Raw genomic sequence first — 24278 nt, forward strand, 5'->3', positions numbered from 1 at the left:
GCAGCGCTGATGCGCCTCATCAATGTCAGGCCGGATCGGGGAACGGCGCTGTTCCTTGCCGTCCTCCCGTTCGCCCTCGTCGTCCTCGCCTACATCCTCGGCTCGGCGCAGCGCCTTGCGGAGAACCCGGACGACAAGCTGCTGCCGAGCCTGCCCTCCCTCGGCAATGCCATCGTGAAGATGGCCTTCACCGCCGATGCCCGCACCGGCGACTACCTTCTGTGGACCGACACCTTCGCCAGCATGGAGCGGCTGCTCTCGGCGCTGGCCATCGCCACAATCATCGCCCTCATCGTCGGCGTGCTGGTGGGCATGCTGCCCATCGTGCGGTCGCTGCTGGCGCCGTTCGTCGCCATGGTGTCCATGGTGCCGCCGCTGGCGCTGCTGCCGATCCTGTTCATCGTCATGGGACTGGGCGAGGAATCCAAGATCGCGCTCATCACCATCGGCATCGCGCCCTACCTGATCCGCGACCTCGCCATGCGGGTGGAGGAACTGCCGCGCGAGCAGATGATCAAGGCGCAGACGCTCGGCGCCTCCACCTGGCAGATGATGGTCCGCGTGGTGCTGCCGCAGATCCTGCCCCGCCTGATGGACGGGCTGCGCCTGTCGCTGGGCCCGGCCTTCCTCTTCCTCATCGCGGCGGAAGCCATCGCCTCGGATAGTGGCCTCGGCTATCGCATCTTCCTCGTGCGGCGCTATCTCGCCATGGATGTGATCCTGCCCTACGTGGCCTGGATCACCCTCATTGCCGTGGCCATGGATTTCGGCCTCGCCCGCGCCCGCCGCGCCCTCTTCCCCTGGTTCGGAGGCGCGAAATGACCGCCATTTCCGTGCGCCATCTCTGGAAGGAATATGGCGAGCAGATCGTGCTCGAGGACATCTGCCTTGAGTTCGCGCCGCGCTCCTTCATCGCCCTCGTCGGCCCCTCCGGCTGCGGCAAGACCACCTTCCTGCGCATCCTCCTCTCCGAGGAAACCGCGACGCGCGGCGAGGTGCTCATCGAGGGCCAGCCCATCGCCCGCGAGCCGGGCGCCGACCGGGGCGTCGTCTTCCAGCGCTATTCGGTGTTCCCGCACCTCACCGTGCTGGGCAATGTGCTGCTCTCCGCCGAGATGGCCGAGGCTCCATTGACCGGCCGCCTGTTCGGCGCCCGCCGCCGGCAGGCGCAGGAGGAGGCCCGCGCCCTCATCGAGGAGGTCGGCCTCAAGGGGGCGGAGGACAAGTATCCCGCGGCGCTTTCCGGCGGCATGCAGCAGCGCCTCGCGCTGGCGCAGGCGATCATGAGGAAGCCCAAGATCCTGCTCTTGGACGAGCCCTTTGGCGCGCTCGATCCCGGCATCCGCGCCGACATTCACCAGCTCATGCTGAAGCTGTGGAACACCTGCGAGATGACCGTGGTGATGGTGACCCACGACCTCAAGGAGGCCTTCACCCTCGCCACCCGCATCATCGCCTTCGAGCGCCGCCGCAACCGGCCGGAGGAGAAGGCCCGCTATGGCGCCACCATCGCCAAGGACATCGAGGTCTGGCCGAAACGCATCGCGGGCCAGCTGAAGCTCAAATCCACCGCCCCCGGCCGGGACGACCCGGCCATTTCCTCGGGCACCGGCCGGGACGACCCGGCGCTGAAGACGGCTTGAGGAGACAGCCATGACCGTCAGCGTCGAAACCCAGAAGTTCATCGAAGAGAACAAGCGCCGCTACGAGGAGCTGAAGGCGGCCGGCCAGCAGCATGCGCCCAAGGCCCTGCCCGGCCCCACCCTGCGCGGCTCGGCTTCCATCATGCCCGGCGCGGTGCTGCACACGGAGACCATCCCCGGCGGCTGGTACTGGTCCACGCCGCTGAAGGCGGGCGAGGCGCTGCGCATTCATCTGGCGCACGGCCCGGCGGCGGTCTCCATGATCGCCTGGTCGGCGGCGGACGCCTCCGAGCGGCTGAACTATGCCGACACGGTGAAGGTGCAGTGGACCTCCGCCCTCGGAAAGGGCCGCGTGCTGTTCTCCGACATGGGCCGGGTGATGTTCTCCATGGTCGAGGACACCACCGGCATGCATGACGCGCTGGTGGGCGGCTCCACCCCCGCCTCCAACCGCGCCCGCTATGGCGAGAAAGTGCTGCGCAACACGCGCGACAACTTCATCCTTGAGGCGCTGAAACTCGGCCTCGACAAGCGGGACATTCCCCCCGTTTTGACCTTCTTCGCCCCCGTGCGCACGGACGCGGAGGGCAATTTCCGCTGGATCGAGGACGCCCGCCAGACCGGCGACTTCGTGGATCTGCGCGCGGAGATGGACCTCATCGTCGCCCTCTCCAACTGCCCGCATCCCATGGATCCGGCGCCGGACTACGCCCCGCCCCCGGTGGAGGCCATCCGCTTCCAGCCGCCCGCCCCCGGCGCGGACGATCTGTGCCGCACCGCCACCATCGAGGCCGTCCGCGGCTTCGAGAACAACGCGCGCTGAGGGAGGCATCCATGAGCCAGTTCTTCGCTTCTCCCGTCCGCGATGCGTCCTCCGCGCTGCGCGATTACTTCGTGCCCGCCAACGCCCCCTTCTCTTGTCTGGTGAAGAAGGGCGAGAGCGTGCGCATCGTCGATCTCGAAGGCCAGCAGGCGGTGGATACCTTGTTCTACAAGGCCGATGACTTCGCCGAGCGCTATTCCTCGCAGGATACGCTGCGCGTGCAGGGCTCGGCCTATGTCTCCACCGGCACCAAGCTGATCTCCACCGAAGGCAATTTGATGCTGACCGTGACCGCCGACACCTGCGGCCGGCACGACACCTCGGCGGGCGCCTGCTCGTGCGAGGCGAATACGGTGCGCTTCGGCCATCAGGTGAAGTATCTGCACGCCTGCCGCGAGAATTTCGTGCTCGAAGTGGCGAAGCACGGCATGACGAAGCGGGACATCGTGCCCAACATCAACTTCTTCATGAACGTGCCGGTGGAGCCCACCGGGGAACTCGCCATCGTGGACGGCATTTCCGGCCCCGGCGACTATGTGGAGATGCGCGCGGAGATGGATGTGCTCCTCGTCATCTCCAACTGCCCGCAGATCAACAATCCCTGCAACGGCTTCAACCCGACACCCATTCAGGTGCTCGTGTTCGGCGCGGAGGATTGAGATGTTCTCGAAAATCCTCATCGCCAATCGCGGCGAGATCGCGCGGCGGGTCATCCGTACCGCGCGGGCCATGGGCATCCAGTCCGTGGCCGTGCATTCGGATGCCGACCGCTTCACCCGCGGCGTGCTGGAGGCGGACGAGGCGGTGCGCCTCGGCCCGGCGCCGGCGGCCGAAAGCTATCTCAACGTCGATGCCGTCATCGCCGCCTGCAAGGCGACGGGGGCTCAGGCGGTGCATCCCGGCTACGGCTTCCTGTCCGAGAACGTGCGCTTCGCGCGTCGCCTCGCGGAGGAAGGCATCGCCTTCATCGGCCCGAAGCCGGAGCATCTGGAAGCCTTCGGCCTCAAGCACACCGCGCGCGAGCTGGCGAAGGCGAGCGGCGTGCCGCTGCTGCCGGGCACCGACCTTCTCGACAGCGCCGAGGAGGCGCTCAAGGCGGCGGAGGCCATCACCTATCCGGTGATGCTGAAATCCACCGCCGGCGGCGGCGGCATCGGCATGCAGCTCTGCCATACGCCCGACGAATTGCGCGACGTGTTCGAGCGCGTCCAGCGCACGGCCCGCGCCTCCTTCGGCGATGCCCGCGTCTATCTGGAGCGCTTCGTGTCGGAGGCGCGCCATGTGGAGGTGCAGATCTTCGGCGACGGCAAGGGCAAGGTCGTGGCACTGGGCGAGCGCGATTGCTCGCTCCAGCGGCGGAACCAGAAGGTGGTGGAGGAGACCCCCGCCCCCCTCCTCTCCGACGCCGTGCGCGCCCGCCTCCACGCCGCCGCCGTCCAGCTCGGCGAGAGCGTGAAATACGAGAGCGCCGGGACGGTGGAGTTCATCTACGACCCGGCGCGGCAGGAATTCTACTTCCTGGAGGTGAACACCCGCCTGCAAGTGGAGCATCCCGTCACCGAGGCGGTGTTCGGCATCGATCTCGTGGAATGGATGATCCGCCAGGCGGCGGGGGAAGACCCCATCGGCTCCGCCGGCCCGCTCACGCCGAAGGGCGCGGCCATGGAGGTGCGCGTCTATGCGGAAATCCCCCACGCCAATTTCCAGCCCTCCGCCGGCCTGCTGACGGAAGTGAAATTCCCCGCGTGGGCGCGCATCGACGGCTGGATCGAGACCGGCACGGAGGTGACGCCCTATTACGATCCCATGCTCGCCAAGGTGATCGTCAAGGCGGACGACCGGCCGGGCGCCATCGCCGCCTTGCAGAAGGCGCTCGCCGAGACTTCCATCCGCGGCATCGAGACGAACCTTCAGTATCTCTCAGCCATCGCCGCGTCCGACCTCCTCGCCTCCGGCAAGGTGGCGACCACCGCGCTGAAGGATTTCGCCTTCCGGCCCTCCAGCGTGGAAGTCGTCGTGCCCGGCGCGCAATCGAGCCTTCAGGAACTGCCGGGGCGGCTCAATCTGTGGCACGTGGGCGTGCCGCCGTCCGGCCCCATGGATGAGCACTCCTTCCGCCGCGCCAATGCCCTCGTGGGCAATGCGGAAGTGGCGTGCGCGCTGGAAATGACCGTCAACGGCCCCACCTTGCGCTTCCATGACGATGCAATGGTGGCGATCTCCGGCGCCCATATGCCGGCGAAGCTCGACGGCGCCGTGGTGCCGCATGATGCCGCCATCCCGGTGAAGGCCGGGCAGATGCTCGCCATCGGCACCATCGAGGGGGCCGGCCAGCGGGCTTATCTCGCGGTGGCCGGGGCCTTCCAGGCGCCGGAAGTGCTGGGCTCGCGGGCGACTTTCGCCCTCGGCCAGTTCGGCGGCCATGCCACCGGCACGCTGAAGGCGGGGGATGCGCTGCACCTCGCCCCCGCATCCGCGCGTCCGACCACGCCGGCCGCCACGGTGTCCGCCCCCGCCCCGCTCACCCGCGACTGGGAGATCGGCGTGCTCTACGGCCCCCACGGCGCGCCCGATTTCTTCCAGCCGGAAGACATCGCCGACCTCTTCTCCGCCACCTACGAGGTGCATTTCAACAGCGCCCGCACCGGCGTCCGCCTGATGGGGCCGACGCCCCGCTGGGCGCGCACGGACGGCGGGGAGGCGGGGCTCCACCCCTCCAATCTGCACGACAACGCCTATGCCATCGGCGCCATCGATTTCACCGGCGACATGCCCATCATCCTCGGTCCGGACGGCCCCTCGCTGGGCGGCTTCGTCTGCCCGGCGGTGATCGCCCGAGACGAGCAGTGGAAGATGGGCCAACTGAAGCCCGGCGACCGCGTGCGCTTCACCCCCCTGCCCCGGCCGGAGGACCCCATCGCCGGCCCCGCCATCGTCGGCGCGCCGGAGGAGACCTCCTCCCCCATCCTCGCCATCCATGAGGACGGGCCGGTGCGCGTCGTCTACCGCCGGCAGGGCGACGACAACCTCCTCGTCGAGTTCGGCGACATGCACCTCGACGTGGCGCTGCGCCTGCGCGCGCACCTCATGGCCGAGGCGGTGCAACAGGCGAAGCTCCCCGGCCTCATCGACCTCACCCCTGGCATCCGCTCGCTCCAGATTCATTATGACGGCGCGAGCCTGCCGCGCACCAGGCTGCTCGATGCCCTCGCGGAGATTGAGAAAGGCCTGCCGGCGGCGGAGGACGTGGTGGTGCCGAGCCGCATCGTCCACCTGCCCCTCTCCTGGAACGACCCGCAGGCGCAGCTCGCCATGCGCAAGTATCAGGAGCTGGTGCGGGCCAATGCGCCCTGGTGCCCGGACAACATCGAGTTCATCCGCCGCATCAACGGGCTCGAAGACGAGCAGGCGGTGAAGGACATCATCTTCGGCGCCAGCTATCAGGTGCTGGGGCTGGGCGATGTCTATCTCGGCGCGCCCGTGGCGACCCCCATCGATCCGCGCCACCGGCTCGTGACCACCAAATACAACCCGGCCCGCACCTGGACGCCGGAGAACGCGGTGGGCATCGGCGGCGCCTATATGTGCATCTATGGCATGGAGGGGCCGGGCGGCTACCAGCTGTTCGGCCGCACCATCCAGATGTGGAACACGTGGCGCCGCACGCCTGCCTTCAAAGACAACCCGTGGCTGCTGCGCTTCTTCGATGAGATCCGCTTCTTCCCGGTCTCGCACCAGGAACTGATGGAGGCGCGCGAGGCGTTTCCCCACGGCGCCTATCCCGTGCGCATCGAGGAGAGCCGCTTCTCCTACGCGGACTATGCCGCGAACCTTGCCGCCAATGCCGGCGCCATCGCCGCCGGCAAGGCCCGCCAGCAGGCGGCCTTCGAGGCCGAGCGCGCGCGGTGGAAGGCGGAGGGGCTGGATAGCTTCGTCGTCGAGGACGGCGCCGGGATGCTCGGCGAGGGCGAAATGCCGGACGGCTGCTTCGGCGTTTCCGCCAACGTGCCGGGCAATGTCTGGAAGGTGCTGGTGGAGGAGGAAGCGGTGGTCGCCGCAGGCGACACCATCGCCATCATCGAGAGCATGAAGATGGAGATTTCCATCACCGCCCACGCCGCCGGCCGCGTCCGCGAGATCCGCGCCGCCCCGGGCCGCACCGTCCGCTCGGGCGATGTGGTGGCCGTGCTCGAAACCGTGTGAGGACCAAGATGACCAACGAGACCCCGCTCAGCGGCCCTCGCGCCTCGCTCCCGCCGGATGCCGTGCCCATCGCCGTGGTGGGCGCGCATCTCTCGGGCATGCCCCTCAACGGCGAATTGACCGGCGCCGGCGGCGTGCTGGTGAAGAGCTGCCGCACCGCGCCCGATTATCGCCTCTTCGTGCTGCCCGACACCACGCCCCGCAAGCCCGGCGTGGTGCGCGCCCCGGGCTTTTCCGGGCCGGGGCTGGAGGTGGAGGTGTGGGCGCTGGAGCCCGCCGCCTTCGGCCGCTTCGTCGCCGCCATCCCCGCGCCGCTGGGGGTCGGCAAGCTCAGGCTGGAGGACGGCTCGGAAGTGCCCGGCTTTCTCTGCGAGGCCCATGCGGTGGAAGAGGCGGAGGAGATCACCGCGCTCGGCGGCTGGCGCGCCTATGTGACGGGCGGCAGGGGCGTGGCCTAGGCCTGAGGACCGGGGGGGGGGGCGGCCCTCACCGCCCTCGCGCCCCGGACGCATGCAGCGCCAGCGGAATGCGAGCCGGGGCCCAGCGCAATAGTCCGCCGCAGGCGCTTCCCGATCCCAACGCTCCCAGGTTTTGCCCGCTGCGCGGGAACTCTTGCGCTGGCCCCCGGCTCGGCGCTCCGACTGTCGCCGTCGCTGGTCCGGGGAACCGACCGCCCCCAACCACCGTCATGGCCGGGCTTGTCCCGGCCATCCACGTGGATCGGCCGGGAATCAGCCTCCGCCCACCGTCCCATCGGCCCGACGTGGATGCCCGGAACCCGCGTGTTCGCGGGTTCCGTTCTCGGGAGCGGAAGTCGGCAACAGCCGACTTCCGGCACAAGCCCGGGCATGACGGCGGTGGAAGAATGGCGATGCCCCGAACCCGCCCGGCACAGGCCAGGCCCACAAAACGCATATTGCAGCGCACACGGCGCCTCGCCCACCGCCAATCATTACTTCGTGATCCATTAATAGAGCTGAACAAGTGCTGAATCCCCGGCCGCTCCGCGCGCCCGCGCAGCACCACGGCACCGCCCAAGCCGCCTTTCTTTTCAACATGCTGACCGGAAAACGTGCCCGCTTCGCAAATTGCGAAAGCGTGGCCGCGTGTTTACGCTTCGGGAAGAACCTGTTCAGCCCCCATTAAGACAAGTAAAAATCCTTTTATTTCCGTGCTTTAGCAAAGTCTTCATCGGCACCTGCCATCTTCATCGAAGTTGGTTTGAGTAACAGGTGCGTAGACATGACGGATGCCTATCGTCCGAGGGTCAAATATGTGATCGGGCCGGACGGGGGACCGCTGACCATCGCCGACCTGCCGCCGCCCGATACGCGGCGCTGGGTCATCCGCCGCAAGGCGGAGGTGGTGGCAGCCGTGCGCGGCGGGCTTCTCTCCCTGGAGGAGGCCTGCAAGCGCTACACCCTCACCGTGGATGAATTCCTCTCGTGGCAGGCCTCCATCGACCGCCACGGCCTGCCCGGCCTGCGCACCACGCGCATCCAGCACTATCGGCAGTAGTTTTCGGCTTTGACCAAAGGCCCGTGAGCAAGCCTCCCGGGCCTTTGTCATGCGCCCCGCAACTGGGACGCCCCGGCGTCAGCCGTGCATCAGCGCGGTGACGTGGGCGGCGGCGGAGGTGGCGAGGCCTTCGAGGTCGTAGCCGCCTTCGAGCAGCGAGACCACGCGGCCCTCGCACTTCTGGTCGGCGATCTCCATCAGCCGGCGGGTGATCCAGCCGAAATCCGTGTCCACGAGGCGCAGCGAGGCGAGCGGATCGCGCACGTGCGCGTCGAAGCCGGCCGAGATCAGGATCAAGTCCGGCGCGAACGAGGTGATGCGCGGCAGGATGCGCGTCTCCATCGCCTCCTTGAACACCGCGCCGTCGTCGCCCGAGCGCAGCGGGGCGTTGACGATGGTGTTCACCGCGCCCGTCTCGCCCTGCGCCCCGGTGCCGGGATAGAGCGGCATCTCGTGGGTGGAGCAGTAGAGCACGCTGTCGTCGGCCCAGAAGATCTCCTGCGTGCCGTTGCCGTGGTGGACGTCGAAATCCACGATGGCGACGCGCTGAAGGCCGTATTTCGCCTGCGCGTGCCGGGCGGCGATGGCCACCTGGTTCATCAGGCAGAAGCCCATGGGCTTGCGCGTCTCGCAATGGTGGCCCGGCGGGCGCATGGCGACGAAGGCGTTGGAGACCTTGCCCTCCATCACCTCGTCCACCGCGAAGCAGGCGCCGCCCACGGCGCGCAGGGCCGCTTCCCAGCTGCCCGGCGAGAGGATGGTGTCGGAATCGATGCGCACCAGCCCGTCCTGCGGCACGGCCTCGCCCATGGCGTCCACGAAGTCCGCCGGATGCACCCGGATGATGTCCTCCCGCTCGCCGCGCGGCGCGAGATCGCGCACGAGGTGGGAGAACTTCTCCTGCTCGAAGATGCGATCCAGCACGCGGAGCCGGTCGGCGCGCTCGGGATGACCGGCGGGCGTCGCGTGGCTGAGACCGGCGGGATGGGTGACGAGCAGCGTGGACATGGACAGGAACGCCCTCCCTTGGCGCAATCTTTACGTTCTTTATTGTGCCATACCATATTCCAGCAGCACCGGGAGGATGTTGCGCCGGATCAAGACTATTGCCGCCGAAGGCCCCAATGGCCTCATCCCTTTGGGTGCGGCAGCCTCAAAAACACCTGCCTTCAATTCCCGTCGAGGCGGCGGGAAAAGACGATGCGCGGCTCTTCCACATAGCCCTCGGCGGCATAGAAGCCGCGCACCTTCTCGTTGTCCGGGCGCACGAGCAGCATGAGCTTGGGGATGGCGCGGGCGCGCAGCCAGTCCTCCACCGCGCGCAGCAGCGCCCGGCCGAGGCCCCGGCCCTGCAGGTCCGGCTCCACCGCGAGGTAATAGACCCAGCCCCGGTGCCCGTCGTGACCCACCATGGCCGAACCGGCGATCCTCCCGCCCTCCCGCGCCACCAGGATGGTGGAATGCGGCCCGCGCCGGGCGAGGGCGATGTCCGCATGGGGATCGTTCCACGGCCGGGTCAGGCCCGCCCGCTCCCACAGCGCGGCCAGCGCCTCGGTGTCGGCGTCGGAGGCGTGGCCGATGGCGATGGTGAGGCCGTCGACATCGAGCGTCTGGGTGGTCATTGCGGCAACTCGCTCTGGGAGGGTCGGGGTGCGGCGGCGCGGGCGAGGCGGTCGGCGATGGCTTCGCCGAGCCCTTCCCGCGGCAGGGGAACGACGGCGATGGCGGGAACGCCCGCCGCATCGAGGGCGCGCAGGGCGCCATAGAGCCGGGCGGCCGCCTCGGTGAGGCTTCCTGAGGGGCTGAGGTCGAGGACGGTCGCCGCCCCTTCGCTGCCCGGCGGGCGGGCGCCGGCGAAGGTCAGCAGCGCCTCTCCGGATGCGACCGCGTGGGCATCGAGCCGCAGCGCGGCGCGCGGCGCGTAATGGGAGGCGAGGCGGCCGGGCGCCAAGGGCGCGGCGTCGCTCTCCGAGACGGGGAGCAGCAAAGGCCGGCCCAGCGCCGCCTCGATCTCCTCCCGCGCGAGCCCGCCGGGGCGCAGCAGCACGGGATCGGCGCCGGTGCAATCCACAATGGTCGATTCCACCCCCACCGGCGTCGGCCCGCCGTCCAGCACCGCATCGATGCGGCCGGAGAGGTCGTCCATCACATGGCCGGCCTCGGTGGGCGAGACATGGCCCGAGCGGTTAGCGCTGGGCGCCACCACCGCCCCGCCGAACGCCGCGAGCAGCGCCCGGGCATGGGGATCGGACGGCACCCGCAGGCCCACCGTGTCGAGCCCCGCGCGGGCGAGGTCGCACACGCCGTCGCCGCCGGTGAAGGGCACGATGAGCGTCAGCGGCCCCGGCCAGAAGCGCTGGGCCAGAAGCGCCGCGTCCGCGTTGAAGGCGCCGAGGCGGCGGGCGGCTTCGGCATCGGCGGTATGGGCGATGAGCGGGTTGAAGGCCGGGCGCCCCTTGGCGGCATAGAGGGCGGCCACCGCATCCGGGTTCGCGGCATCGGCGCCGAGGCCGTAGACCGTCTCGGTCGGGAAGGCCACCAGCCCGCCCGCCGCCAGAAGCCGCGCGGCCTCATCCACCGCGCCCGGAGCATGGGCGTCGAGGAGCCTCGTGGGGCGATCGGGAGCGGTCACGGCCATGGCTTGGAACCCGCGCCCCCCGACCAAAGGGTCAGGGCGCGCCTCTTGACGTCAGCGGCCGGCGCCGCGATGTGGGAGACCGGCAATCGCCGTGCTTAGAGCGTGCCCGTCGGGAGCGGTCAAGCCGGCGCCCCCAAACCTTAAGGGAGGGTTCCGTGAGCTATCGCGCGCCGGTGGAAGAGATCTCCTATTTCCTCAAGACCTCCACCTCACTCCCCGAGCTGATGGCCCAGGGCCTCGTCGATCTCTCCTTCGACGTGGTGGACCCCGTGCTGGAGGAAGCCGGCAAGTTCGCCGCCTCCGTCGTCGCCCCCTTCGATCGCGTGGCCGACAAGCAGGGCTGCACCGTGAAGGATGGTGCCGTGACGACGCCGGAGGGCATGCGCGCCGCCTATGAGGCCTGGAGCGAGGCCGGCTGGAGCGGCGTCGCGGCGGAGGAGGAGTTCGGCGGCCAGAACCTGCCCACCTCGGTCACCTCCGCGCTCACCGAATTCTGGAACTCCGCCTCCCCGGCCTTCGGCATCTGCGGGGTGCTGACGCTCGGCGCCGTCGAGGCGCTGACCGCCCACGGCTCGGCCACGCTCCAGCACACCTTCCTGCCCAAGATGGTGGCCGGCACCTGGACCGGCACCATGAACCTCACCGAGCCGCAGGCGGGCTCGGACCTCGCCGCCCTGCGCGCCAAGGCGGTGAAGCAGGCCGACGGCACCTATCGCATCTTCGGCACCAAGATCTTCATCACCTACGGCGAGCACGACATCGCCGAGAATATCGTCCACCTCGTGCTCGCCCGCCTGCCGGACGCGCCCGCCGGCACCAAGGGCATCTCCCTGTTCGTGGTGCCGAAGTTCCTCGTCAACGAGGACGGCAGCCTCGGCGCGCGCAACGACGTGGTCTGCGCCGGCATCGAGCACAAGCTGGGCCTCCACGGCTCGCCCACCTGCACCATGGCGTTCGGCGAGAAGGGCGAGGGCGCCGTCGGCTACCTCGTGGGCGAGGAAAATCGCGGCCTCGCCTGCATGTTCACCATGATGAACAACGCCCGCCTCGCGGTGGGCGTGCAGGGCGTGGCGGTGGCCGAGCGCGCCACCCAGCGCGCCTTCGCCTATGCGCGGGACCGCAAGCAGGGCAAGGCGCCGGGGGTGGAGGGGTCCGCCCCCATCATCGCCCACCCGGACGTCAAGCGCATGCTGCTCACCATGCGCGCCGAGACCGACGCCGCCCGCGCGCTGTGCCTGAAGACCGCCGACGCGCTGGACCGCTCGCGCCTCCTGCCCGATCCCATCGCCCGCGCGGCGGCCCTCGCGGAGGCGAGCCTGCTCACCCCGGTGGCCAAGGCCTTCTCCACCGACGCCGGCATCGAGGTGTCGTCGCTGGGCATCCAGGTGCATGGCGGCATGGGCTATGTGGAGGAGACGGGCGCGGCCCAGCACCTGCGCGATGCCCGCATCTTCGCCATCTACGAGGGAACCAACGGCATCCAGGCCATCGATCTCGTCACCCGCAAGCTCACGCAGGAAGACGGCGACGTGGTGAACGCGCTCATCGCCGACTATCGCGAGACGGCGGAGGAGGTCTCCGCCCTCAACGCGCCGGACTTCGGCCATGCCGGCCTGCGCCTCGCCGAGGCGGTGGACGCCCTCGCCCGGGCGACGCGGGTGATGCTGGACCGGGTGGCGGACGAGCCGGCCAAGGCGCTCGCAGCCGCCACGCCCTATCTGCGCCTCTACGCCCGCGCGGCCGGCGGCGCCTTCCTCGCCCGCACGGCGCTTGCCGCCTACGCGGAGCGGACGGGCGGAGCGACGGACCCGCGCCTTGCCGCCCGCATCGCCGTGGCCCGCTTCTTCGCGGAAAACCTCGCGGTGGAGGCGAAGGGGCTGGAGGAGGTCGTGACCGGCGGCGCCGGCGGCGTGCTGGACGCCGAGGCGGTGATGGCGATCGGCTGAGCGCGGGACGCCGCTCGCTATTGCGGCGGGCGGCGGTCGACGCGCAGGCCGGAGTGGGGGGACCTCGCGCGGCGCGGGGTCTCGTGGGCGGCTTCCTCCGCGGTGCGGGCGGCGATGCCCACCGCGCGCCAGGTGCCGCGGCCGGCATCCTTGGCCGCATAAAGGGCCGTGTCGGCCTCGGCGATGAGGGCGGCGGCATCCAGCGTCCGGTCGTCTGCCACCGCCATGCCGAGGGAGAAGGAGGACGGCAGCACCAGCCCCTCCACCTCCACCGGCCGCGACAGGTGCCGGTGCAGGCGCTCGGCCATGGCGGCGAACTCGTCCCGGCTCTTGCCGGCGGCGATGATGGCGAACTCGTCGCCGCCATAGCGCGCCACGAGGTCGCCGGCACGGATCGCCGACTGCAGCCGCCGCGCTGCGGTGGTCAGCAGCAGATCGCCGGCCATGTGGCCGTGCTGGTCGTTGACCGACTTGAAATAATCGATGTCGATGAGCACCACCGCGAACAGCGCGCCGTCGCGCACGAGGCGGCGGCGCGCCTGCTCCAGCGCCCGGTCGAAGCCGGCGCGGTTGGAGAGGCCGGTGAGCGGGTCGTGGGAGGCGGCGTGCTCCAGCGCGGCTTCCAGATGCTTGCGCTGGGAGATGTCGGTGACAGTGCCCACCGCCCGGGTCGGCCGCCCCACCGGATCGCGCTCGACGATCTTGCCGCGCACGAGCACCCACAGCCAGCTGCCGTTGCGGTGCCGGGCCCGCATTTCCGCCTGGAACAGCAGGTGCCGTCCTTCCGCGTGATCCTTCAGCGACTTGGCGACGGCGGGAAGATCCTCGGGGTGGATCATCTGGCCGTAATCGGAGAGCCTCTTCCGGGCATCGTCGGGCTCAAGGCCGAGCATCCGGTGGGCGCGGGTGCTGAAGAACACCGCGTCGGACGGCAGGTGCCAGTCCCAGATGCCGTCGTTGGCGCCTTCCAGCGCGTAGGCGAGGCGGCGGCGGTCTTCCTGCACCTCGCGCTGCTGCCGGCTGCGCTGGGCCATGATGGCGGCGATGAGCAGCGCTGGCATCATCGCCAGCACGAGGCGCGCCTGCAGGCGCAGCATGGCGGCGACGAGATCGGGAGAATCCTGCCCCCACGATTGCTGCGGCCACGCCTGGGCCATCCCCAGCCCCAGCACCACCAGCGCATAGACGCACGAGGCAACCGCCGTGGCGAACAGGCCGAGGCGGAAGGCGAACCACAACAGGATGGCGCCGCCGAGGTCGCGCAGCAACGGCTCGCCATAATAGGCGCTGGCCGCCAGCGTCGTGGCGAGCGCAAGGCTGGCGAAGCCCAGTTCCTCCTCGCGGGAGAATTTCGGGCGCACGCCCTCGGTGCCGCGCGTGGTGAGGTCTTCCTTGCGTCCGTGCCACAGCAGGAAGGGCGGCAGCAGCAGCACCACGCTCGCCATTTCCGGGATCCACCAGCGCAGCAGCAGCGGCACGAACGTGCCGTTGTTCTCGATGAACTGGACGAAGGCGGTGATGAGCGCGCCCGGAAGGGTGCCCGCCACCGCGACCACGCCGAGGCTGACCACCATGGGCACGCTACGCAGCGCGCCCCGCTCCATGCCGGCGCGCACGCAGCCCCAGCCCACCAGCGCGAAGGTCAGCCCGTTGGCGCAGCCGGCGGCCAGCGCCGAGCCGATGTCCTGTCCCAGCGCCGCCAGCTGGACAACGACGGAGACGAGGGCGACGACGGCGGACAGCCGCCCCACCGCATCCCGGAACATGAGGAAATAGACGCCCACCGCCAGCGCATTGGTGGGCCAGATCGCCGGATAGACGCCAAGGCGCCGCCCCATCTCGGTAAAGGCGATGACGACGCCGCCATAGAACAGGGCGAACAGGAGGAGATCGGCCAGGACGGAGGCGGCGGAACCGCGCGGCGTGGTCGCCGCCGGCGGCACAGCGATCTCCTGCGGCACGGACGCGACGTCCGGTCCGGCGGGGCTGTCCTGTTGGGCCCCGGGGACCGGCGGCATCACCGTCGGCGGCCCCGCGGGCTGCATCGTGTGCGGGCGCATCTCACCTGCATGAGGGCCGGCCGCTCCCTGCCGGGACCGGCGCGCTGAACCGCGGCGGAAGATCCCTCCCATCCTCGCCACGGACGCGACTTACGCGTGAGCCGCCATGCCATTCAAGTTGCATCGCGCGTTATGGTTTTCGCATGAATCGCAAATTGCGACAAACCACGGTACCATAAGGTAGATTCAGCGCCCCGCAAAGCCGTCGAAGATGAAATCCGGCGCGCTGGTGTTGTGACGCGAGGGCACGAGGCGGCCCGCCCACAGCATGGAGACGTTCTGCGCGTCGGCGAAGGACAGCACCGGCGCCTCGCCCATGGTGCCGCCGGCCCCGTTCTTGCCGCTGCCGAGGCTGCGCCAGCTGACGCGGGCCACATCGGCATTCCCCTCCGTCACATACATGGAGCGCAAGGCGGCGAAGGTGCCGGGCGGGGTGCCGTCGAGCTGCACCTCCAGGCGCACCTCGTCGGAGCCGGCCTTGACCACCTGCATCCGCGCCTTGCCGCCGGCGGCGAAATGGAGGGTGAAGGTGCGGGTCTGCGGGGCGAAATCCACCTCCTTGAGCCGCACGATGGGGCGTTCCGCCTGCTCCACCGGGCCGACGAGGAAGGACGAGCCATAGGCGGTATCGCGCATGTGCGCCGGCGACATGGGGCGGGCGCGCATGTAGCCGTCCGGCGGATAGATCACCAGCACCTCCTCGGCCTTGCCTTCCGCGCGCACCCAGAGCTGAATCATGTGCAGGCCCTGCGTGACGTCCCCGCCGATGCGCACCGGCACGGTCGCGGCCCGCCAGAAGGTGGGGAAGACGAAGCCGGTGACCCACATGTCCGGCGTCTCGAAGATGGTGATGCGCTTCGGCGCGGCGGTGGGCGGCTGCGGCGCCTTGGGATCGGCCGGCACGATGGGGTCGCCGGACATGTCGCAGGTTTCCCAATCCGGATCGGTATTGTCCACCAGCAGCATGCCGAGATAGGCCGGGTGCCGGACGCTGATGTTGAACTTCTGCACCTTGTCCGACACCAGCTTCAGCGTCACGTTGTCGGTCTCGGCGCAGGTGGCGTTGACGCTCTCGTTGCGCACGGTGACGCCCAGCGGCTCCGCCGTCGCGGGACGCGCGGCGAGGACGGCGCCGGCCAGCAGGGGAACGGCCAGCAGGGGAATGGCGAAGAGCGCGGCGGCGAGGCTGTGACGGGCGCCGGGGCGCGAGACGCGCGATTCGCAGGCAGGCATCTCCGAGGTACGCATCTCCGAGGCACGCATCTCCAAGGCACGCATCTCCAAGGCAGGCATCACGATCTCCGCAACTCGGTCGTCCGGGGGCGGGCGGACCTTAGCAGTGCGATCCACCGGCGGGAAAGCACGACCTCACGCCGCGGCAGCATCGTCGCGGTCGGCAGGACGGCCGATATGACGTAAGGGAAATTCTCTCGCCGCCACCCCTCGCAAATCCCCGCGCGGCTCCCTATCTCCGTCGGGAAACGCAGCGGTGCGGAAGTCGCCGCGCGGGAGGATCGAGGTCAGATGTCCAGCAACAGCAAGGGTTCTTGGATGGGTTCGCGCAAGGTTTCCGGGATTGCGGCGGTGGCGGTCGCGCTGGCCCTGAGCCTCGTCGTCGCCGATCAGGCGGATGCCCGTCAGGGCGGCTCCTTCGGCAGCCGCGGCACCCGGACCTACACGACCCCGGCGCCGACCCAGACCGCACCGAGCACCGCCGCGCCCATCCAGCGCTCCACTACGCCGCAGCCCGGCCCGCAGGCGACCAATCCGGGCGCCCGGCCGCAGACGGCGGCGCGTCCCTCCATGTTCGGCAACGGCTTCGGCGGCGCGCTGATGCGCGGCCTGCTCATCGGCGGCCTCGTGGGCATGCTGTTCGGCGGCGGCCTCGGCGGCATGGCCGGCCTTCTGGGGCTGCTGCTGCAGGTGGCCCTCATCGCCGGTGTGATCTTCCTGGTGATGCGCCTGCTGCGCGGCCGGAACCCCACCCCCGCCGCCGCCGGCTACGGCCGCTCCATGGCGGGCGGCCCCACGCCCGGTGGTCCGATGAACAATGGCCCGATGCCCGGCTACGGCATGGGTGGCGGATTGGGCGGTGGAATGGGCGGCGGGATGGCCGGCGCTTCGGTGCCGCCCCAGCCGTCCGCCGCACCTCCGGCCCGTGGCGGCAAGACCGACGAGATCGGCGTGCTCCCCGCCGACCTCGACACGTTCGAGCGCCTGCTCTCCACCATCCAGACCGCCTTCTCTCGCGAGGATCAGGGCGAGCTGAAGGCCAACACCACGCCCGAGATGTTCGGCTTCCTGGGCGACGAGTTGCGCGCCAATGCGGAGAAGGGCCAGCGCAATCAGGTCTCCGACGTGAAGCTGCTGCAGGGCGACGTGGCCGAGGCCTGGCGCGAGGGCATGCGCGACTACGCGACCGTGGCCATGCGCTACGCCATCAAGGACCAGATGGTGGACCGCGCCACCGGCCGCGTCGTCTCCGGCAATCCCGGCGTCGGCGAGACCACGGAGATCTGGACCTTCGTGCGCGAGCGCGGTCCCTTCGGCGCCGGCCCGTGGCTGCTCAGCGCCATTCAGGAGACCTGAGCCGAGCCGTTTCTCCGGAGCCGTTTCGGACGTCCCCGTGAATTTAGAATTTACATCCGCCCGGGTCCCCGCCCGGGCGGAACGCGCTATAAGGCGCCCATGCCGAACGCCATCCCCGTCTCAGACGTCATCAGCGTCTCAGGGCTCAGCAAGACCTACGCCACCGGCCACACGGCCCTCAACAATGTCTCGCTGGATATCCGGCGGGGCGAGATCTTCGCCCTTCTCGGCCCCAACGGGGCGGGCAAGACCACCCTCATCTCCATCGTCTGCGGCCTGGTGAAGCCCACCGCCGGCACGGTCACCGTGTCGGGCTTCGACATCGTCTCCCAGTATCGCGAGACCCGCTCGCGCATCGGCCTCGTGCCGCAGGAGCTGACCGCCGAGGCCTTCGAGAGCGTGTGGGCGACGGTGAGCTTCTCCCGCGGCCTGTTCGGCAAGAAGCCGGACCCCGCCTATGTAGAGAAGGTCATTCGCAGCCTTTCGCTCTGGGAGAAGCGCGATTCCCGCATCATGACCCTCTCGGGCGGCATGAAGCGGCGCGTGCTTATCGCCAAGGCGCTGGCCCACGAGCCGGAGGTGCTGTTCCTCGACGAGCCCTCCGCCGGCGTGGACGTGGAATTGCGCCGCGACATGTGGCGCCTCGTGCGCGAGCTGCGCGATTCCGGCGTCACCATCATCCTCACGACGCACTATCTGGAAGAGGCAGAGGAGATGGCCGACCGGGTGGGCGTCATCAATCGCGGCGAGCTGATCCTCGTGGAGGAGAAAGCCGCGCTGATGAAGACGCTCGGCAAGAAGAAGCTATCCGTGGAATTAGCCGCGCCACTGGCCACGATCCCGGAGCGCCTTGCTCCGTTCAACCTCACGCTGTCCGATGGCGGCGCCTGCCTGACCTACAGCTATGCGGCCAGCGTCGAGGGCACCGAGGATCGCGACCACGGCATCGCCGACCTTCTGGAAGCGCTGGCTGCCGAGGGCATCGCCTTCCGCGACCTGCACACGGAGCAAAGCTCGCTCGAGGACATCTTCGTCAGCCTGGTGAGGCGCTCGTGAACCTGCAAGCCATCCGCGCCATCTACACCTACGAGATGAACCGCACGCGCCGCACCATCGGCCAGAGCATCGTCTCGCCCGTGCTGTCCACCTCGCTCTATTTCGTCGTGTTCGGCTCGGCCATCGGCTCGCGCATGTCGGAGGTGGGGGGCGTGCCCTACGGCGCCTTCATCGTGCCCGGCCTGATGATGCTGACGCTGCTGACCCAATCCATCAGCAACGCGGCCTTCGCCATCTATTTCCCGCGCTTCACCGGCACCATCTACGAGCTGCTGTCGGCCCCGGTCTCGCCATTCGAGATCGTCGCGGGCTATGTGGGCGCGGCGGCGACGAAATCGGTACTGCTCGGCCTCATCATCCTGGCCACGGCCGCGCTGTTCGTGCCCATAGAGGTGCGGCACCCGTTCTGGATGCTCACCTTCCTGGTGCTCACCGCCGTCACCTTCTCGCTCTTCGGCTTCATCATCGGCATCTGGGCGGACGGGTTCGAGCGGCTGCAGCTCATCCCCATGCTGGTCATCACGCCTTTGACGTTCCTCGGCGGCACCTTCTATTCGCTGGAGATGCTGCCGCCGGTGTGGCGCACCATCACCCTGTTCAACCCGGTCGTCTATCTGGTCGCCGGCTTCCGCTGGAGCTTCTTCGGCACGTCGGACGTGCGGGTGGAGGTGAGCGCGGCCATGACGCTCGCCTTCCTCATCGCCTGCCTCCTCATCGTGCGCTGGATGTTCCGCACCGGCTACCGGCTCAAGAGCTGATCCCCAAGAGGTTCCCATGTCCGAAGATTTCGCCCGCCCCACCTACAAGGCGTTCACCGAGCGCGCGCCGGACATCTATGCCGGCCTTGCCGCCCTCACCAAGGGCGTGGACGCCACGGGCCTCGACAAGGGGCTGACCGAACTGGTGAAGGTGCGCGCCTCGCAGATCAACGGCTGCGCCTTCTGCCTGAAGTTCCATCTCGGCGTCGCCCGCAAGGCCGGCGTCGCGCAGGAGAAGCTGGACCTGCTCGCAGCCTGGGAGGAGGCCTCCGCCTTCTCCGCGCGGGAAAAGGCGGCCCTGGCCTGGGCCGAGGAGCTGACGCTGCTCGGCACCGGCGCGGCCTCGCAGGACGCCTGGGAGGCGGTGCTGGAGGAATTCTCCGCCGACGAAGCCCTGTTCCTCACCGTCGCGGTCGCCACCATCAACGCCTGGAACCGGATCGGCATCGCCTTCAATTTCGAGGCGTGAGGGGAAGAATCTGCCAGGGCTGACAGAGCCCCGGTCGATACCCCACTTCCGTCATGTCCGGGCTTGTCCCGGCCATCCACGTGGTGTGGCCGGGAACACATTCGCGATGGCCGTTTCAATCGGCCCGACGTGGATGCCCGGCACGAGGCCGGGCATGAGGCTTGTTAGAGTTGCGAGCGCTGGTGCTGAAACGCCCCCCTCACACCCCGCCCATGCAGACGTACTTGATGTTCAGGTAGTCGTCGCAGCCGTACTTGGAGCCCTCGCGGCCGACGCCGCTCTCCTTCACGCCGCCGAAGGGCGCCACCTCGGTGGTGATGACGCCGGCATTCACGCCCACCTGCCCATACTGCAGCTGCTCGGAGACGCGGAAGGCGCGGCCGAGGTCCTTGGTGAAGAAGTAGCAGGCGAGGCCGTATTCGGTGGCGTTGGCATAGGAGACCGCCTCTTCCTCCGTCTCGAACTTGAACAGCGGCGCCAGCGGGCCGAAAATCTCGTCGCGGGCGAAGGCCATGTCCTGCGTGGCATTGGCGAGCACGGTGGGCTCGAAGAAGGTACCGCCCAGCGCCGGCTGCTTGCCGCCGGTGAGCACGGTGGCGCCCTTGTCCAGCGCGTCCTTCAGCAGCCGCTCCACCTTGGCCAGCGCCCGTTCGTCGATCAGAGGGCCGGCGACCACGCCCGCGTCCACGCCGTTGCCCACCTTCAGCTTCTTGGACGCCTCCGCGAACTTCGCGGCGAAGGCGTCATAGATACCGGCCTGCACATAGAAGCGGTTGGCGCAGACGCAGGTCTGGCCCACGTTGCGATACTTGGAGGCGATGGCCTGCTCCACGGCGAGGTCGAGGTCCGCATCGTCAAACACGAGGAAGGGCGCGTTGCCGCCCAGCTCCAGCGATATCTTCTTCATGGTGTCGGCGGACTGCTTCATCAGCAGCTTGCCCACGGGGGTCGAGCCGGTGAACGTCACCTTTTTGACCGCCGGGTTGGAGGTCATCTCGCCGCCGATGGCCGGGGCGTCGCCCACCACGATGTTGACGACGCCGGCCGGGATGCCCGCCATCTCCGCCAGCACGCCCCAGGCGAGGCCCGAATAGGGGGTCAGCTCCGAGGGCTTGCATACCACGGTGCAGCCGGCCGCCAGCGCCGCGCCGATCTTGCGCGAGAGCATGGAGGAGGGGAAATTCCACGGCGTCACCGCCGCGCACACGCCCACCGGCTCCTTGGTCACGAGGATGCGGCGGTTGGGCCACGGCGAGGGGATCACGTCGCCATAGAGGCGGCGGGCCTCCTCGGCGAACCAGCGCACATAGGCGGCGGAACCGCCCACCTCGCCCTTGGCCTCCGCCAGCGGCTTGCCCTGCTCGGTGGTGAGGATGAGCGCCAGCTCGTCGGCATTGGCGAGGATCAGGTCGGCGAGCTTGTGCAGCTTGGCCGCGCGCTCGGCGGCGGTGGTGGCGCGCCAGGTCTTGAAGGCCTCGGCGGCGGCCTCGATGGCGCGGCGCGTCTCGGCGGCGCCGGCCTTCGGGATGGTGCCGATGATTTCGCCGGTGGCCGGATTGTTGACCTCGATGGTTTCGCCGCCGTCGGCATCCACCCACGCCCCGCCGATCAGCATCTTGTCGCGCAGCAGGGTGAAGCGGTGGGGCTCGGAGGTGAAGGCGGGCTGGGTGGCGGCCATGGCGTGCTCCTTGGATCTCTTGCCTCCGGCCGTGGCATGCCGAAGGGCGCGCGCTCGTGACGGGCGCGGCGGCGCCCGTGGGATATACGATCAGCCGTGTCCGGGCCAGTGCCGAGGTATCAGCGCACGCAGGGGACTCAGCGCACGCAAAAATTCAACGCACGCAAGTGATGGAGTGGAAGGGCACGATCTGCTCCTTCTGCCCGATTCCCGCCGCCACCTGGCAGCGCAGATAGTCCTTGCCGACGCTCAGGGGGGCAAAGCCGGTGATGGTGTTGCCGCCCACCACCTGGATGATGATGGCCTGGCCTTCCTTGTGGCCGACGATGTCGAGCACGGCCTGGCGGAAATCGTCTTCCTTGTTCTGGCACTGCATCGCGTCCCTCCCGTGGGGAACCGGGCGTGCTTGCGGCCCGGCGGACCGGCGCGCCTCTGGAGACTATAACGCTGCTTCGGCCAATCCGGTCATGCTCTGAACGCATGCGATATTCACCGGCCATCTTCTGTTGATCGGCGTCAAAGGCGCCGCTGGGGAAGGCGCTAGAACTTGAGCGTCTGCCCGCGGGAGCTTTGTCATGCTCAAGATCGCGATTCTCGTCTGGCTCATGCTCGCGACCGTGTTCGCGGGTGCCGCGATTCTGGCCGTCCTGGCCCTTCCCTCTCTTGCCGGGCAGGACATGCGCCTCATCCCCATCGCCGCCGGTGCCGGCGCGGTCGTGGCCATCCCGTTCGCGGTGCTCGTCGCCAAGCGCATCCTGGCGCTGACCGCCAAGGGGGCGTGAGGGCTCCGGACCCCGCAAGGCCATAAGCACCGAGCCCGGCTGGGGCCTGCTTCGGGCTGCGGAGGCGACGGTTGACCGTCGCCTTGCGCACCGTCCATCCTTGCGCCTCTGTCGCAGCGGAAGGGAGCGGGCCATGAGCCTTGATATGGCATTGGAAACGTGGGCAGCCTTCGCCGCGGCGTCGGCCGTGCTCCTCGTCATCCCCGGCCCCACCGTGCTGCTGGTGGTGTCCTACGCCCTCGGGCAGGGCTGGCGGACGGCCCTGCCCATGGCGGTGGGCGTCGCGCTCGGCGATTTCACGGCCATGACCCTCTCCATGCTCGGCGTGGGCGCGCTCTTGTCCGCTTCGGCGAGCCTGTTTCTCGCAGTGAAATGGGCAGGCGCGGCCTATCTCGTCTATCTCGGCCTCAAGCTGTGGCGCGCGGGCGGGACGCTGGATGCGGCGCCACGCACGGAACGCTCCGCGCCCGTGAAGATGATGGCCCATGCCTGGCTGGTGACGGCGCTGAACCCCAAGAGCATCACCTTCTTCGTGGCCTTCCTGCCCCAGTTCCTCGACCCCAGGGCGGACTTCCTGCCGCAATTGCTGGTGTTCCAGGCGACCTTCCTGACCCTCGCCTTCCTGAACGCGCTCGGCTACGCGCTCGCCGCCTCCCGCGCCCGCCGGGCGGTGCGCAGCCCGCGCGTCATCGGCGCCATCAACAAGGCGGGCGGCTCGCTACTCATCGGGGCGGGCATCGCCACGGTCGCGGTGCGCACGGGCAATTCCTGAGCCTCACCCCCGCGCGATGGCGTGAAAGAAGCTGCCGGTGACGCTGCCCCGGCGGCTGCCCGCCGGCCCGAGCGGGCGGCCTTCGGCATCCGAGAGATCGGCCAGCGGCTGGTCGGACCCGCGATCGAGCACGGTCGCGTAATGAAATTCGTGGCCGCGCACCAAGGCGCCCTCCGGCCCCAGAGGCGAGGGGGCGAGGAGGCGCGCCTGCCTGTAGCCGAGATTCATGCGGCGCTTCGCGAAGCTTGTTTCCAGCGCCAGCAGGCCGAGCATGGCATGGCGCGCGCCCTCGGCGTCCACCAGCCCGGCGCCCAGCGCCATATAGCCCCCGCACTCCCCATGCACCGGCTTGCCTGCCGCCGCGAAGGCATGGACCCCGGCGCGGAAGCGCTCCGCCGCCGCGAGCCGACCGGCTTGCAGCTCGGGATAGCCGCCGGGCAGCCAGAGCGCGTCGCAGGAGGCATCCGGCGCCTCGTCGGCCAGGGGCGAGAAGGGCACGATCTCCGCCCCCTGCCCGCGCCAGCCGGCGAGCATGTGGGCATAGACGAAGCCAAAGGCGGCATCCCGCGCCAGCGCGATCCGCTGGCCCGGAGGCGGCAGCAGCGCCTTGCTGTCCCCTTGCCCCTCCCCCGCCCCGGCCTGAAGCGGCGCGGCGGCGGCGATGATGCCATCGAGGTCGAGATGGGCCTCGGCAAGATCAGCCAGCGCGGCGAGGCGGGCCGGCAGATCGTCGGTCTCGCCCGCCTGCACGAGGCCGAGATGGCGCTCGGGCAGCACGATGTCGGCCGCACGCGGCACCGTGCCGAGCACCGGCACGCCCAGCGGCGCGACCGCTTCCCGGATCATCCGCTCGTGCCGCTCGCTGCCCAATTTGTTCAGCACCACCCCGGCGATGCGCACGGCCGGATCATGCCCGATGAAGCCGCGCAGCACCGCCGCCGCCGTCTGCGATTGCCCGGAAACATCCAGCACCAGCAGCACCGGCAGGCCGAGCCGGGCCGCCACATCCGCCCCCGCGCCCGTGCGGCCCTTCTCTACTGCCACCCCGTCGAACAGGCCCATGGCCCCCTCGCCGATGACGATTTCGGCCCCCTCCCCCGCCAGCCCGGCGAGATGGTCCAGCAGCGCCGGGGGCATGGCCCAGCTGTCGAGGTTCAGCCCCGGCTGGCCGGTGGCGGCGGCGTGGAAGGCGGGGTCGATATAGTCCGGCCCGGACTTGATGGCCCGCACCGCCCTCCCCCGGCGGCGCAGCGCCGCGAGGAGCGCCAGCGTCACCGTTGTCTTGCCCGAGCCCGAGCGCGGGGCGGCGACGAGGAGGCCGCGGGGCGTATCCCTCATGACGC

Annotated in this window: 21 protein-coding genes and 1 pseudogene; 14 read left to right on the top strand and 8 right to left on the bottom strand. The window is 69.5% G+C overall.

Features of this window, described 5'->3' with window-relative positions:
* The first annotated feature begins 9 nt into the window (after window positions 1–9).
* The 7 genes and pseudogenes from ACT535_RS13640 (at window position 10) to sciP (ending at window position 8187) form a co-directional block, all read left to right on the top strand.
* Window positions 10–822 carry an ABC transporter permease gene (locus ACT535_RS13640; RefSeq protein ID WP_476364799.1) on the top strand — a complete coding sequence of 271 codons (813 nt, stop codon included), beginning with the start codon at window positions 10–12 and terminating at the stop codon, window positions 820–822.
* A complete protein-coding gene (locus ACT535_RS13645) occupies window positions 819–1643 on the top strand; it encodes an ABC transporter ATP-binding protein (RefSeq protein ID WP_476364800.1) in 825 nt (274 codons plus the stop codon). The genes ACT535_RS13640 and ACT535_RS13645 overlap by 4 nt, the downstream gene beginning before the upstream one ends.
* A gap of 10 nt (window positions 1644–1653) precedes the next feature.
* Window positions 1654–2466 carry an urea amidolyase associated protein UAAP1 gene (locus tag ACT535_RS13650; protein WP_476364801.1) on the top strand — a complete coding sequence of 271 codons (813 nt, stop codon included), beginning with the start codon at window positions 1654–1656 and terminating at the stop codon, window positions 2464–2466.
* 11 nt (window positions 2467–2477) lie between these two features.
* Window positions 2478–3125, top strand: a complete 648-nt coding sequence (locus tag ACT535_RS13655; RefSeq protein WP_476364802.1) for an urea amidolyase associated protein UAAP2 — start codon at window positions 2478–2480, stop codon at window positions 3123–3125.
* Between the two features lies 1 nt (window position 3126).
* The gene (gene uca, locus ACT535_RS13660) at window positions 3127–6669 is read left to right on the top strand and encodes an urea carboxylase (RefSeq protein ID WP_476364803.1); all 3543 of its coding nucleotides are present in this window, start codon (window positions 3127–3129) and stop codon (window positions 6667–6669) included.
* Window positions 6670–6731: 62 nt separating this feature from the next.
* Window positions 6732–7127, top strand: a pseudogene (locus ACT535_RS13665) (allophanate hydrolase-related protein); the annotation flags it as partial.
* 784 nt (window positions 7128–7911) lie between these two features.
* Window positions 7912–8187 (top strand): CtrA inhibitor SciP, encoded by a 276-nt coding sequence (sciP, locus tag ACT535_RS13670; protein ID WP_012113328.1) that lies wholly within the window; start codon window positions 7912–7914, stop codon window positions 8185–8187.
* 78 nt (window positions 8188–8265) lie between these two features.
* Here sciP and ACT535_RS13675 read toward each other — a convergent pair whose 3' ends face one another.
* The 3 genes from ACT535_RS13675 to ACT535_RS13685 all read right to left on the bottom strand — a co-directional run bounded on the left by ACT535_RS13675 (window position 8266) and on the right by ACT535_RS13685 (window position 10825).
* A complete protein-coding gene (locus ACT535_RS13675; protein ID WP_168458906.1) occupies window positions 8266–9195 on the bottom strand; it encodes a histone deacetylase family protein in 930 nt (309 codons plus the stop codon).
* Between the two features lie 161 nt (window positions 9196–9356).
* Window positions 9357–9809 carry a GNAT family acetyltransferase gene (locus ACT535_RS13680; protein ID WP_168458907.1) on the bottom strand — a complete coding sequence of 151 codons (453 nt, stop codon included), beginning with the start codon at window positions 9807–9809 and terminating at the stop codon, window positions 9357–9359.
* On the bottom strand, window positions 9806–10825 hold the full coding sequence (locus ACT535_RS13685; protein WP_476364804.1) for an L-threonylcarbamoyladenylate synthase: 1020 nt from the start codon (window positions 10823–10825) through the stop codon (window positions 9806–9808). Before ACT535_RS13685 ends, ACT535_RS13680 begins: the two co-directional genes overlap by 4 nt.
* Window positions 10826–10980: 155 nt before the next feature.
* Between ACT535_RS13685 and ACT535_RS13690 the strand changes: the two genes are divergently transcribed.
* Window positions 10981–12771 (top strand): acyl-CoA dehydrogenase, encoded by a 1791-nt coding sequence (locus tag ACT535_RS13690; protein WP_476364805.1) that lies wholly within the window; start codon window positions 10981–10983, stop codon window positions 12769–12771.
* Window positions 12772–12788: 17 nt separating this feature from the next.
* On the opposite strand, the gene ACT535_RS13695 is transcribed toward ACT535_RS13690, so the two are convergent.
* Window positions 12789–14732, bottom strand: a complete 1944-nt coding sequence (locus ACT535_RS13695) for a diguanylate cyclase domain-containing protein (RefSeq protein ID WP_476364806.1) — start codon at window positions 14730–14732, stop codon at window positions 12789–12791.
* A 285-nt stretch (window positions 14733–15017) separates the two neighbouring features.
* Complete coding sequence (locus ACT535_RS13700; protein WP_476364807.1) at window positions 15018–16124, bottom strand: hypothetical protein; 1107 nt, start codon at window positions 16122–16124, stop codon at window positions 15018–15020.
* Between the two features lie 258 nt (window positions 16125–16382).
* On the opposite strand from ACT535_RS13700, the gene ACT535_RS13705 reads away from it, so the two are divergent.
* The 4 genes from ACT535_RS13705 (at window position 16383) to ACT535_RS13720 (ending at window position 19703) form a co-directional block, all read left to right on the top strand.
* Entirely contained in the window at window positions 16383–17420 is a 1038-nt protein-coding gene (locus ACT535_RS13705) for a Tim44 domain-containing protein (protein WP_476364808.1), read from the top strand.
* Window positions 17421–17519: 99 nt separating this feature from the next.
* Window positions 17520–18476: an ABC transporter ATP-binding protein gene (locus ACT535_RS13710; RefSeq protein ID WP_168458912.1), complete on the top strand. Its 957-nt coding sequence runs from the start codon at window positions 17520–17522 to the stop codon at window positions 18474–18476.
* Window positions 18473–19234: an ABC transporter permease gene (locus ACT535_RS13715; protein WP_476364809.1), complete on the top strand. Its 762-nt coding sequence runs from the start codon at window positions 18473–18475 to the stop codon at window positions 19232–19234. The genes ACT535_RS13710 and ACT535_RS13715 overlap by 4 nt, the downstream gene beginning before the upstream one ends.
* Before the next feature lie 16 nt (window positions 19235–19250).
* A complete protein-coding gene (locus ACT535_RS13720; protein WP_476364810.1) occupies window positions 19251–19703 on the top strand; it encodes a carboxymuconolactone decarboxylase family protein in 453 nt (150 codons plus the stop codon).
* A 199-nt stretch (window positions 19704–19902) separates the two neighbouring features.
* On the opposite strand, the gene ACT535_RS13725 is transcribed toward ACT535_RS13720, so the two are convergent.
* Complete coding sequence (locus ACT535_RS13725; RefSeq protein WP_476327917.1) at window positions 19903–21381, bottom strand: NAD-dependent succinate-semialdehyde dehydrogenase; 1479 nt, start codon at window positions 21379–21381, stop codon at window positions 19903–19905.
* A 154-nt stretch (window positions 21382–21535) separates the two neighbouring features.
* A complete protein-coding gene (locus ACT535_RS13730) occupies window positions 21536–21757 on the bottom strand; it encodes a hypothetical protein (protein WP_168458914.1) in 222 nt (73 codons plus the stop codon).
* Between the two features lie 199 nt (window positions 21758–21956).
* Between ACT535_RS13730 and ACT535_RS13735 the strand changes: the two genes are divergently transcribed.
* Together ACT535_RS13735 and ACT535_RS13740 are read left to right on the top strand one after the other, a co-directional pair.
* Window positions 21957–22163, top strand: coding sequence for a hypothetical protein (locus ACT535_RS13735; RefSeq protein ID WP_168458915.1), 207 nt, complete (start codon window positions 21957–21959; stop codon window positions 22161–22163).
* A gap of 145 nt (window positions 22164–22308) precedes the next feature.
* Entirely contained in the window at window positions 22309–22935 is a 627-nt protein-coding gene (locus tag ACT535_RS13740) for a LysE family translocator (protein ID WP_476365097.1), read from the top strand.
* 3 nt (window positions 22936–22938) lie between these two features.
* Here ACT535_RS13740 and ACT535_RS13745 read toward each other — a convergent pair whose 3' ends face one another.
* Window positions 22939–24273 carry a cobyrinate a,c-diamide synthase gene (locus ACT535_RS13745; protein WP_476364811.1) on the bottom strand — a complete coding sequence of 445 codons (1335 nt, stop codon included), beginning with the start codon at window positions 24271–24273 and terminating at the stop codon, window positions 22939–22941.
* Window positions 24274–24278 lie beyond the last annotated feature (5 nt).

It is taken from the genome of Xanthobacter sp. DMC12, from assembly GCF_056314105.1.